This window comes from Balneola sp. (genome assembly GCA_002694685.1).
Classification (GTDB): domain Bacteria; phylum Bacteroidota; class Rhodothermia; order Balneolales; family Balneolaceae; genus Gracilimonas.
In genome coordinates, this window is sequence record NZMW01000017.1 from 75,236 (window position 1) to 87,885 (window position 12,650).

The following is a 12,650-nucleotide window of genomic DNA, read 5'->3' on the forward strand; positions in this document are numbered from 1 at the left end:
AACAGGAATTTCCATCACGGGATAGGGTTGCGATAGGTGAATTCCTGCAGCCGGTTATTGTATTTTTAGTTTATTCACTCCGAAGTGTTTTAACGGGGTTTGCTGTGGCTGATTTAATGGCCTGAACTCCAATGGTAAACCAAGAAACAATCAGTACTGCTAATGAGCAAAGAACAAAAACCCATAATGAGACGGTGGTTTGTTCACTGAAGTTGTTTAGCCAGCGGTTCATAAAAACATAGACTAGTGGGAGAGCAAGAACCTGAGCTAAAATCACAAGCAAGGTAAAGTCTTTTCCAAGTAGCATCACGATATCGGAGACCGTTGCCCCCATCACTTTTCTGATGCCAATTTCTTTAACCCGCTGTTGAATACTATAGGAAGCCAATCCAAGTAGCCCAAGGCTTGCAATTAGGATAGCAATGAAGGCAAAAGCTTTAAATATATTACTAAGCTTTGCCTCAGAGCGGTACATACTGTCGAAGGTGGTGTCTAGAAAGAAATATTCAAACGGACGCTCTGGGTTAAAGGCACTCCACTTTTCCTCAATGCTGGCAGCAACATCTCTGATTTCATTTGAAGTAAGTTTGACTGATAAATAGTCGTGATAAAAAGTGCGTTTAAAAACATGAATAATGACAGGGTCTATTTTGTTGTGCAGAGAATTGTACTGGAAGTCTTCTACCACACCAATCACTTTTCCTTTCTTGCGAACTAAGTCTGTAACATAAAAGCTAAGAGTAAGCTCTTTATCTAACGGATTGTCTGTCCATCCCAGGCGTTTAGCTGCTGTTTCGTTTATGATAAATGCTTCTTCCTCATCGGTGGAGAATTCTTCAGAGAAATCTCTTCCTGAAATCAGATTTAGTCCAAGTGTTTCCAGATAACCAAAATCAACGGTAAGGGTTTGCATCCCAACCGAGTCGCCGGGGTTATCTTCAGGAGTCACCATAAAACCGTGAATGCCAGATTTTATACCTGGTAAACCAGAGGCGGCGGAGGCGGATTGAACTCCCGGAATTCGTTCAATCTCTTCTTTAAGCGTAGAAATGTTAAACTGATTAGCCGTTTCACGGATGGGCATGATCAAAACTTGCTCCTTTTCAAATCCCAGCTTTTTATTTTGAATATAGTCTAGCTGTTGGGTTATGATAATGGTAGCGAAGATGAGTGCAGTAGAAACACAAAACTGAAATACAACCAGCCCTTTTCGGAAAGAAGTAATCGATGACTTTTCGGTTATACTTTTTCCTTTTAGTGTTTGAATGGGCTTAAATGAAGACAAGTAAAAAGCAGGATAGCTTCCTGCTAAAATACCTATCCCAACTACAGCCAGAATAACGGGTACGATAATATTCCAATCAGCAAAATAAGACAGAGAAAGTTTGTAGCCGGTTAATTCATTGAAGTAAGGGAAAATAGCTTCAACAAAAATCAGAGCAAACCCAAAACCCAGTACAGTCATGATAATAGCTTCGCCTAAAAATTGGCCTATAAGCTGACCCCGAACTGCCCCCATTGTTTTCCTCATTCCAACCTCAAGGCCTCTTTTCGCAGATCTGGCGGTAGCCAGGTTCATAAAATTGGTGCAAGCGATGATGAGTATGAAAAGTCCTATTCCGGAAAAGATGTAGATGTAGGTAATGTCAAAATTAGCAGATATTTCATTCTGAAGGTTTGAGTGGAGATGAATATCAGAGATAGGTTGAAGGCCAAAACTGCTGGCCTCAGCGTACTCATTCCCATAATATTTTTCCTCAAATGCAGGAAATTGAAATATAAGGCCCTGTACATCCTCAGGCTTGTTTAACTGAACATAGGTATACATTGGGGGATGATATTTCACGTTATATTCCCAAGGTCTGAGGCGGCTCAAACTTTCATATGAGATAACATAATCAAACTGAATATGAGAGTTGCTTGGTGGGTTTAACGCAACTCCTGTAATTTCAAAATCAAAAGTATTTCTTGAGTCCTTAAGTCTTAAAGACTTTCCCATAGGATCTTCATCGCCAAAAAACTTTGTGGCTACTTGTTCTGTGATGACCAAAGTAAATGGTTTATCTAAAGCGGTAGCTGGGTTTCCTTTTTTTAAGGGAAAGGAAAACATTTCAAAGAATGAAGAGTCTGCCAAGACAATCCCATCTTCTTGGTAACTAGTGTTATCAGGTCCGGTGATTAACCCTGAACTTGGATATAAATGTGTAACCCTTTTTATGGTTGGAAACTCCATTTCCAAAGCGGGAGCCAGTGCTGAATAGGTAGTTGCATAGGTATCGGTATTGCCATCAGCTTTATAGCTCTCGGTTACTCTGTATAACTCAGTATAATTTTCATGAAATTTGTCATAAGAAAGTTCATGCATTACATATACAGTAATTAACATAACGCAGCCTAACCCAACAGATAAACCAAGAATATTAATAACAGAGTAAAGTCTATTTTTGAAAAGATTCCTGAGGGCAATTTTAAAATAGTTCTTAAACATAGCTAGCTCCGTTTTGTGGATACGTTGTTAATCAAATAGAAACAAGATTAGCTATCCAACTATCGTACCAAAGTTTAGAGAACCCCTTCAAAGCTCTCTAAATAAACTTTTGCTATGTAAGCCTGTTCGCTTTTAAACACCGGGTGTGCGCTTGTGGACAGTAAGGTTTAACGTATTTGAGTGTTTAAGTGCCTCAAACACTTAAACACTTTAGCACGTAACAAATCACTCACTCTTCAAACTCTGAACCGGATTCATGAGTGCAGCTTTAATGGACTGCCAGCTTACTGTTAGCCAGGCTATTACTACTGCAAGAAATCCGGAACCGGCAAAAATCCACCAGCTTAGCCCGGCGTTGTATGCAAAATCAGAGAGCCAGGTATCCATCATCCACCAAGAAACAGGAATAGCTATAAGGATGGCAATAAGAACCAGTTTGGTGAAATCTTTGGTAAGGTGAATAACCAAACTTTGAACGGTTGCTCCCAATACCTTTCGAACCCCAATTTCTTTAGCTCGCTGTTCTGCAGTAAAGGCTGATAAGCCAAATAATCCAAGACAGGAAATGATGACAGCAAAAATGGAAAAGTATTTTGCTAAATCTCCTATGCGCTGTTCACTCCGGTATAATGCGGCGTATTGGTCATCCATGAACTCATAGGCAAATGGATAGGTGGGGTTGAATTCTTTGTATTTATCTTCGACTTGAGCCAGCGTTTCCCGGATATTATCCGATTCTATTCGAACATAGGCAGAGCCTCCAAATTCACTTAAGCGAAAGAATAAAGGTTCAATATCATTACGTAGATTTTCATAATTGAAGTCTCTTACCAAGCCAATGATTTCTGTTTCTTCACCCCAAAGGGTAATGAATTGGCCAACAGGGTTATCGAGTCCCATGACGTTAGCAGCTACTTCATTAATAAGGATTCGGGAAGTATCGGCTCCAAATTCTTCGGAGTGCGTGCGCCCTGAAATTACCTCAAAGCCCATAGTCTCGACAAGGCCATAATCGGCTGATACATTTTCAAACAATATTTGTGTATCGGGCAGTTTGCCAGGCCAGTCTAATCCGGATGTATTTGAATTCCGCCCAAGGAATGAAGAATTAGACCTGGAAGCATTTACAACACCTGGAATGGTTTTAATCTGTTCTTTAAAGGTGTCCCAGTTATTGCGAACATCGCCCTCAACTGTGAATGTAATCAGGTTTTCTTTTTTATAACCCAGGCTTTTATTCTGTGTGTATTGAATTTGTTGGTACACCACGATGGTAGAGATAATCAGGATGACCGAAAGGGTGAATTGAAATACAACCAATCCTTTTCGGGCAAATGCCTCACTCCCCGAAATTTTAAGATTTCCTTTGAGTGTTTTAACAGCCTCAAAAGAAGAAAGATAGAAAGCGGGATAACTTCCGGCTATAAACCCGGTAAAGAGAGCGGTTCCCAAGAAGATCAATAGAAGTGTTGGGTCTCCATATTGTACATCAATGGCTTTACTGGTGAGGTCATTAAATACCGGGAGGCTCAATTCAACAAAAAACACAGAAACAATCAGCGAGAAAAAAGTGATCATCATAGACTCACCGAGAAATTGACCAATCAATGAACCCTGACTGGCACCGATTGACTTTCGGATTCCAACTTCTTTTGCCCGCTTAGTTGCTTTAGCCGTGCTTAAATTCATAAAGTTGATACAGGCAATTAACAAGATGAAAATAGCAACTACAGTAAATAGGCGAACATAATCGATGCGGCCACCGGTTTGTACTCGATTCTCAAACTGACCATAGAGATATAAATCAGCAGAAGGATACACGAAAAGTTCGACATTGGAGTCATCTTCATCCTTCTGCTGTACAAAATCAGCAATCTTTCTGTTGAGGGCATCCACATCAACACCGGGGTAAAGCTTAGTGATGGTTCGGGGACCGTTATTTCCCCAGGAAGTTGCCCAATCATTATTGGCTAACCAGTCTTCAAAGGGGAGTACGTAATCAAATTGGAAGCTGGAATTTTCAGGCAGTTTTTCAAAAACACCAGTTACAGTATGGACAGCATTTGAATTCAGGGTAATAGATTCACCTACGGCATTTTCGGTTCCAAAGTATTTTACCGCAATCTCTTTTGATACAACGACCGTTTTTGGACTATTGATAAGTTCATCCCGATTGCCATGAAGTAAGTTGATGTCAAGAATGTGGAAGATATCGGGCCGTGCATAAAACCCGGTTTCCTTTAAAGATTTACTCTCTTTTGTGAATAGATACTCCACAGGCCAAGTGTAAGTTGAGGTGTACTGGAATTCAGGTACTTCCTCTTTAAGTGCGGGCGCAAGAATACCGGGTGTCGAAAGGGTAGTCATGACATCCGCAGAGTAGGACTGATGCTCCATAACCTGATATATCTGGTCAACATCAGCATGGAAGCGATCATACTCAAGTTCATCGAGTACCCAAAGCAGAATCAAGATACTGCAAGCCATCCCAATGGAGAGCCCGATAACATTAATTAGAAAAGAACTTTTGTGACGTTTGAAACTCCGAAAAGCAGTTTTAAGATAATTTTTAAACATGGTCTAACCCGATTAAGTGTTGCGGGGATTACACGTCTAAAATCTTAAATCGTTACAGAGAAAATTGTTTTTCCTTAGAGAATAGTTCTTTTACGTCCATAAAGTATCCACTTTTAAAAGGGGAAACTTGTTTGTGGAGCGTTATTAATAGACTTCGATATTGGAAATGACAGGAGCCGCTTTAGAGTCAATAATCTTAACCCTGATCTTTTCAGTCATGACAGGACCAATTTCCAGAATTCTCTTATACCCTATGGTGGTTTCATCTGCAGCTTTGCTCCAGCTTTTTCCATCCCAGAGTTCTATTTCAAAAGCTTTAACGCGCTGTCCAAGCTGGATGTATTCCTGCAACACGATGTATTTAACTTCTTGGGATGATCCAAGGTCTAATTCTAAAGTTCCGGTATGAATTTCATCATCCGTAGCCCAATACGTTTCCGGGTCGTTATCGATGACGTTACCCGGACTAAACCGACGGTCAGATCCTCTGAAAGTATTAGTGGTGACTTGAGCATTCATAGCCAGATTCTTGCCAAACTCACGGTCAAGTAAGGCTCTCCATTCTTTTAAAGCCTGCACGTCATTTTCATGGAAAAGCCCTCGTTGATCGGGTGGGATATTGAGTAATAACGTAGAGCCGCGACCGACAGAAGTTAAGTAGGTATCGAGCAATTCGTTCGGTGTTTTAACGAGCGAATCTTCTTTTTCATGATAAAACCAACCCGGGCGGATAGAAGTATTTACTTCGGCCGGAATCCAATCAGTCCCGTCGATAGAACCGGTATTCAATAAGCCACCAATTCCGGGTTTCCCGGCATAGATTGTGTCTGGGGTGATGGTATTCCAGTTGGTCTTTCCGCCTACACCATTTTCATTTCCAGCCCATCTTAAATCGGGTCCGGCATCACTGAAGAACAATACATCCGGCTGCATATCCGAAACATGGGCAAGGGTAGCAGGCCAATCATAGTAATTCTGTTTGTCGATGGTTCGGGTTTCATTTGCGCCACCGTAATAGCCGTCACCACCATTGGCTCCATCAAACCACATTTCAAATACATCACCATAATTTGTGAACAATTCAGTAAGCTGATTTCGATAGTAGGTTATGTATTCGGGTTGCCCATACTTGGGATGATTGCGATCCCATGGAGAAAGATATATACCGAACTTTAACCCATATTTTTTGCAGGCATCAGAGAGCTCCTTGACGATGTCTCCCTCGCCATTTTTGTAAGGACTGTTTTCGATGGAATGATCTGAATATTCGGTGGGCCAAAGCGAGAAGCCATCATGGTGTTTTACGGTAAGTATTACTCCCTTAAAGCCCGTTTCCTTCAAAACCTGAGTCCATTGCTCGGTATCAAGTTGAGCAGGGTTGAAAAGCTCCGGAGACTCATCCCCAAACCCCCATTCTTTATCGGTGAATGTATTGATGCTAAAGTGAATAAAAGCGTTCATTTCCATCTGATGCCACATCATCTGATGTTCATCAGACACGGGGCCGATTGGAGAGGGCGCTGCTACTTGAGAAACTGCTGAGAAACTACCGAACAGTAAAGCGAGCAAAGAAAGTGTGAGTTTCGGAAGGCTGAGTGGGTTTTTCATAAGAGTAGGCTTGAAGCTAAAAAATAGAAAACCATCAATCGGTCATTGATTTTTTCAGAATTGTAAAAAATTTCTACGAATATATTTTTACGATGATAATGAATAATTCCTATTTAATTTCGTTTTCATTAAGCACTAAAAATTCATCAATACATTGGGTCTAAAAAGCTTTTTTGTTTTCATAATTCTCATAGTCATCTTTACAGTGACGATACAAAATGAGACCTTAGCGTGGCAGAATTCGCCATCTTCGGAAAAGAAGAAATTTAACGTGGCTGAGCTCACCATTAAAGAAGTTCATGCTGCTTTCAAGAAAGGGAATCTCACGGCTGAAGAACTGGTAACTATTTACCTGGATCGAATTCAAAAATTTGATCAGCCTACAAAAATTAACGCTATTACCGCGATTAATAAACAGGCCCTGGAATCGGCCCGCCTGCTAGATGAGGAATTTAAAACCACTGGCAAACTTCGTCCTCTCCATGGAATTCCTGTAATTGTGAAGGAAAATATCAATGTGGCAGGCATGGAGACTACGGCAGGTTCATTGGCACTCAAAGGCTATATGCCAAAAGAAGATGCTTCCATCGTGGTTCGGTTAAAAGAAGCGGGTGCTATAATCCTTGCAAAATCGAACATGGCTGAATGGGGAATTAACTCAAACGTAACCATCAGCTCTTTGACGGGAGAGACTCTGAATCCGTATAACACGGCCTATGCTACAGCTGGTTCAAGCGGAGGTACGGCTGCGGCTATAACATCAAATTTTGGAATGGTTGGAATAGGAACGGATACAGGCGGTTCAATTCGTGGGCCTTCATCACACAATGCATTGGTTGGAGTTCGGCCCTCCATGGGTTTGACAAGTAGGAAAGGAATTGTTCCTCTTAACCTCCGAAATGATGTTCCCGGTCCCATGACGAGAACAGTTGAAGATGCAGCCAGAGTCGTGGAAGTAATAAATGGCTACGATCACAAGGATCCTATTACTGAGTTTGGTAAAGAAAAAAAGCCGGATAGCTACACAAAATATTTAAAGCGGGGTTCCCTATCCGGGGTGAGGGTTGGGGTATTTAGAAAGCTCAGTGATTATGCAAGCCCAGCGATGAATGATTTATTTGATCAGGCTATTGAGGGTTTAAGAGAAATGGGAGCCATCATCATAGATCCTTTTGAGGTTCCAGGATTCGATGCACTTCGCCACAATCAATGGTGTGCTGTTTTTCAGGATGATTTGAATGCCTTTTTAGAAGAAATTGGTGAAGATGCTCCCTTTTCAGACTTAAAAGAATTAGTGGCTTCCGGTAAGTACTCCAAGTATATCGAAAGCGATCTTATCAACTATCAGCAATATATGAACCAACAGGGCGAAACAGTTTGTGGCGGTCCTTTTTCCGATACAAAAAGAATTGCTTTTCGAGAGGCTATAGAAAGCAGCATGAACAGGAATAGAGTAGATGTAATTATTTACCCGTCCTGGAATAAACCACCTGTGAAAGCAAGTACCTATCACACGCTGGGAGATAATAATCATATCATAGCTCCGCATACTGGGCAACCGGCAGTCACCGTTCCCATGGGGTTTTTAGATGAAAATCTGCCGGCTGGAATTCAGTTTTTAGGCCGAATTTTTGAGGATCATAAAGTGCTGAGTTATGCTTACGCTTATGAAGTGGGCACGAAGCATAGAAAGTCTCCAAATTTACCGCATGCCGTCAATACAGCTCAGAGAAAACAGGGTTTGAAAAAATCGACCGGATCTGCTAGCGGTTATTAGACAGATCTTTAATAAAATCCGGAGTAAGGGGATCATCCTCAAAAAATGTCCGATCTACTCCACGACTGATAGCCCATCGATCAATCCAGGAAATACCCCACGGTCCGTAACGGGTTACCGGTGTTTGATAAGATTCGTCTTCTAAAACTTCTTCCTGAGAAATAAAGGAATATCCATAGCTCACATACATTTCTGCTAAGTCATCCAGATAGTGAGCATTCAGAAGGTTGGCATGAATCAGAAGGGTTTGTGGGATATTTCTGCCAAATAAAGTCTCTGACGATTTTTCGTAGAACTGAAGTTTTTCTTCCATGTATTCCACATAAGTTTCTCCAACCTTTCCCATCAGTTCACGGTCATTTCGGCTATATGCAATGTGGTAGGCTTTGGCAAAAATGTAGTCTTCATTATCAATGGTAACGGGAGCCGGAGTGTATCCATTTTGTTGAAGAAACCTGCGAAGGGAATCGGCATGTGATTGGGAAGTGCCAATTCGCAAGTAAGGATGCCGGAAATATCGGTAAGGGAGGTCATGTTTTTGGGAAAGAGGTTTTGTGATTTTTTCTCCTCTCAGAACATTAGCGGAGAATCTATGAAAAGGTGTTTCATGATAATTGGGATGACTAAAGGTATGATTACCCAATTCAAAACCATTGCTTAGCCAAAGTTCTAAAAGTTGAACCTTGTTAGAATCCAGTTTGCCATCATCATAAAGTTTACCCTCATTCACATAGCCAATGGCTGGGATACTATACTCCTCAAAAGTTTTGATGAGTTGAAGAGTAAGTTCCTTTTGGAACTCAGGATCTTGAATACCATAATGAACAACTGGAAGGTCATCTACAGTGACGGCCATTTGTTGTTGAGCAAATGCAAAGGAACTAAAAAGAGTAAGAACTAAGGCTACAAAAAATATTCTATTCACTTTTCAAACTATCTACAGGATTTGCTAAAGCAGCTTTTATGGATTGCCAGCTTACCGTGAGGATGGCGATGAATGCTGCAATTATTCCAACAGACAGAAAAACCATAACGCCGATATCGATGCGGTAGGCAAAGTTGGTGAGCCATTGCTCCATGAGATACCAAGCTATGGGGGCTCCAACCAGAAATCCGATTCCCACTAACTTCAGGAAGTCAGATGACAGGAGGGCAACAATTCCTGCTACAGAAGCTCCTAATACTTTTCGTATTCCAATTTCTTTAGCCCGGCGCTCTATGAGGAAGGAGGAAAGTCCGATTAAACCCAGGCAGGCTATGAATATCGCCAATCCTGAAAAGACCATTGAAAGGTCACGGGTTCGTAATTCTGATTGATATAAGGCGTTCAGTTGCTGATCCATGAATTCGAACTCAAATGGTCGGTGGGGAGCAATATTGTCCCAGGTATTTTCCAGTGACGCTATTGTTCCTCTGATGTTTTCCGGAGCAACTTTAATCAGCAGGTAATTATACATTTGTTCATGCATGAATAGTGCGAGAGGTTCCACTTCTTCTCTTAAAGACTGGTAATTGAAGTCTTTCATAACTCCTACCACTTCTCCTTCACGGTTACCTACTACGTTAAAAAATTGACCGATGGCTTCTTCCGGTTCCCAGCCGTGTGCACTTGCGAGTTTCTCATTAATCAAATACCGGTAGCCTTGCTCACGGGTGTAAGTAGGATTTTTGGGAAAGCCAGTGCCAGCAATTAGCTCGATGCCTAAAGTCTCCGTTAAGTCGGCGTCGGCCGCTCCAGCAGCTGTGCCTATAGCTTCCATGGTGGAATTGTGTACAGAACCATATCCCCCAAAAACTTTACCGGGGACGTTAGACATATAGGTGGCATTAACGACTCCCGGCTGTCGAAGTATCTCTTCTTTCAGTAAGTCTTGTTTGTCAGCAAGCTGATTATCCCGTGCTGGTAGTACAATCACTTCTTCCTTGTCGAAACCCAGATCTGAAGTAAGTATGAAATTTGTTTGTTGAAATATGATGACGGTACAGAGAATGAGAAAGGTTGAGATCCCAAATTGAGAGATAACCAATCCTTTTCTGAGAATCCCTCCGGAAGCTTTTTCACCAAGAATTCCCTTCAGTACTTTTACAGGTTGATAGGAGGAAAGCAGAAAAGCCGGATAACTTCCAGCCAATGCTGCGGTAAAAAGTGTGATCACAGCCAATAAAATCAGAATAGAAGGATCCGTAAAAAGATTAAAGCTAACATCCTGCCCAAGTAGCTCGAAGAAAGGAGCTTTGAAAAACTCAACCAACAGTAGTGCAATACCTACAGAAATCATGGTTAGCAAGATTGACTCACCATAAAACTGCCGGACGAGCTGTCCTTTTACCGCACCCAAAGCCTTCCGAATTCCCACTTCAGCTCCTCTTCTGGATGAACGTGCTGTAGCCAGATTTACGTAATTAATAATGGCAATCAGCAAAACCATGATGGCAAGGAAAATGAAACCTATCACATTCTGCATGCTGCTCATGGGCTGAATCTCAAAATCAAAGTTTGAGTTGAGATAGAGATCAGTGAGTGGAGTGAAATTCAGTCCCCTGATCCGTTCTTCGGGTAAGTTGTTAGCTATAAAAGTAGCCGTTGTATTCTCAATCAAAGGAATTGAGCTCTCATTATTGAGAAGAAGGTAGGTATAGAAATTTGCGGCACGAATATTGGAATCATCAAGTTGAGACCACCTCTGAATCGTATTTAATGAGGCAAGATAATCGAAATCGAAGTGTGAGTTTGTAGGAACATCCTTGATAACTCCGGTTACCTCAAAGTCGATATCGGTATTGGAGATGCGGGCATTTACGGTCTCACCCATAGGATTTGCAGAACCAAATAGCTTTCTCGCTGTTGACTGTGGAAGAATCAAAGACCGAGGGTCGTCAAGTGCTGTTTCAGGGTTACCTGCGATAAATTCAAAACTAAAGACCTTGAAGAAGCTGGAATCAGCATACATGAAATGGTCTTCCTGAAATTTATTTTGGCCACTAGTAATAATGGCTGGGCTGTAACGGGTAGGTTCATAAAGGCGAACCCATTCTTCTACTTCTGGCGATATCTGATTCAAGGTTGGAGCTACCATAGATGGGGTAACGGCAATGGGCCGTTGTTCCCCGGTATCCATACTCACCCGAACGATCCTTTCAGATTTTTCGTGAAACTGATCGTAGCTAAGTTCATGCCGAACATACACCAGTATTAACAGGCAGCAAGCCATGCCAATGGCTAAACCAGAAATGTTTATCGCCGAATACCCTTTGTGTTTTTGGATATTCCGTAGTGCAATTCTAATATAATTCTTAAGCATGGTACAAAGTGTTTATGCGTTGAATTGGTAATGTGTTGAAGTGTTCATTGTTAGCGTTGGAAAACACGTAAACACCTAAACACTCAATCATTTTCACACATGAAAGCCTTCCTGCATATTCTCGGTTACCACATGGCCATCAAATAGGTGAATGACACGACGTGCGTAATCAGCATCATGCGGAGAGTGAGTTACCATTACAATGGTGGTTCCGGCTTCATTGAGTTCAGCTAACAGCTTCATCACTTCGTCTCCATGATCAGAATCCAGGTTACCAGTCGGCTCATCAGCAAGGATTAGTTTGGCGTTTGCTACTACGGCTCGGGCAATAGCTACACGCTGCTGCTGTCCACCAGATAGTTGCTGAGGAAAGTGATTGCGGCGGTGCATCATACTCATTCGTTCGAGTGCGGCTTCTACTTTTGTTTTACGCTCTGCTGAATCAACACCGAGATAGAGTAATGGTAATTCTACATTCTCGAATACCGTGAGTTCGTCAATCAGGTTAAAACTCTGAAAAATGAAGCCGATGTTCCCTTTGCGAAGCTGAGCACGTTCCCGTTCTGAGTGGGTTGATATTTCATGGTTTAGAAAGTGGTATTCACCATCAGACGGATTGTCGAGCAGTCCCATAATGTTTAGAAGCGTCGATTTTCCACAACCGGAAGGTCCCATAATAGCGACAAATTCCCCTTCTTTAATTTCAAGGTTCACGTTGCTTAACGCAGTCGTTTCCACATCTTCCGTGGTATATACTTTTTTAAGGTTTTTTGTTTGAATCATGATGTTTGGCTTTAGTTGATTTTATTGTGGAACGCGGATGACACTGATTCTGTGGATTATCACGGTTTTATAATATTTCTGCGGTCATCTGCTAAATCAGTGTCATCAGCGTTCA

7 protein-coding genes are annotated in these 12,650 nt (G+C 41.7%); 1 reads left to right on the forward strand and 6 read right to left on the reverse strand.

All coding sequences use genetic code 11. The features are described from left to right. Positions 1-70: 70 nt before the first annotated feature. From CL667_16400 to CL667_16410, 3 genes are all read right to left on the reverse strand, one after another. Positions 71-2,488, reverse strand: a complete 2,418-nt coding sequence (locus CL667_16400) for a cell division protein FtsX (GenBank protein ID MAL19279.1) — start codon at positions 2,486-2,488, stop codon at positions 71-73. Positions 2,489-2,713: 225 nt separating this feature from the next. Continuing rightward, entirely contained in the window at positions 2,714-5,065 is a 2,352-nt protein-coding gene (locus tag CL667_16405) for a transporter permease (protein ID MAL19280.1), read from the reverse strand. Between the two features lie 144 nt (positions 5,066-5,209). Beyond that, positions 5,210-6,673, reverse strand: coding sequence for a glycoside hydrolase family 29 (locus tag CL667_16410; protein MAL19281.1), 1,464 nt, complete (start codon positions 6,671-6,673; stop codon positions 5,210-5,212). A 271-nt stretch (positions 6,674-6,944) separates the two neighbouring features. Here CL667_16410 and CL667_16415 point away from each other — a divergent pair, with 271 nt between their 5' ends. After that, positions 6,945-8,450, forward strand: coding sequence for an amidase (locus CL667_16415; GenBank protein MAL19282.1), 1,506 nt, complete (start codon positions 6,945-6,947; stop codon positions 8,448-8,450). On the opposite strand, the gene CL667_16420 is transcribed toward CL667_16415, so the two are convergent. The 3 genes from CL667_16420 to CL667_16430 form a co-directional block, all read right to left on the reverse strand. Then, a complete protein-coding gene (locus tag CL667_16420; GenBank protein MAL19283.1) occupies positions 8,437-9,306 on the reverse strand; it encodes a polysaccharide deacetylase-like protein in 870 nt (289 codons plus the stop codon). The two genes, CL667_16415 and CL667_16420, sit on opposite strands and share 14 nt — an antisense overlap. A gap of 61 nt (positions 9,307-9,367) precedes the next feature. Continuing rightward, positions 9,368-11,752: a hypothetical protein gene (locus CL667_16425; protein MAL19284.1), complete on the reverse strand. Its 2,385-nt coding sequence runs from the start codon at positions 11,750-11,752 to the stop codon at positions 9,368-9,370. 93 nt (positions 11,753-11,845) lie between these two features. Beyond that, positions 11,846-12,535, reverse strand: coding sequence for a phosphonate ABC transporter ATP-binding protein (locus tag CL667_16430; GenBank protein ID MAL19285.1), 690 nt, complete (start codon positions 12,533-12,535; stop codon positions 11,846-11,848). Between the last annotated feature and the right edge of the window lie 115 nt (positions 12,536-12,650).

Bases quoted from the DNA above. Each gene is read 5' to 3' on its own strand.
- CL667_16430 (MAL19285.1), bottom strand. From the start codon at position 12,535: ATGATTCAAACAAAAAACCTTAAAAAAGTATATACCACGGAAGATGTG.
- CL667_16410 (MAL19281.1), bottom strand. From the start codon at position 6,673: ATGAAAAACCCACTCAGCCTTCCGAAACTCACACTTTCTTTGCTCGCT.
- CL667_16425 (MAL19284.1), bottom strand. From the start codon at position 11,752: ATGCTTAAGAATTATATTAGAATTGCACTACGGAATATCCAAAAACAC.
- CL667_16400 (MAL19279.1), bottom strand. From the start codon at position 2,488: ATGTTTAAGAACTATTTTAAAATTGCCCTCAGGAATCTTTTCAAAAAT.
- CL667_16420 (MAL19283.1), bottom strand. From the start codon at position 9,306: ATGGCCGTCACTGTAGATGACCTTCCAGTTGTTCATTATGGTATTCAA.
- CL667_16405 (MAL19280.1), bottom strand. From the start codon at position 5,065: ATGTTTAAAAATTATCTTAAAACTGCTTTTCGGAGTTTCAAACGTCAC.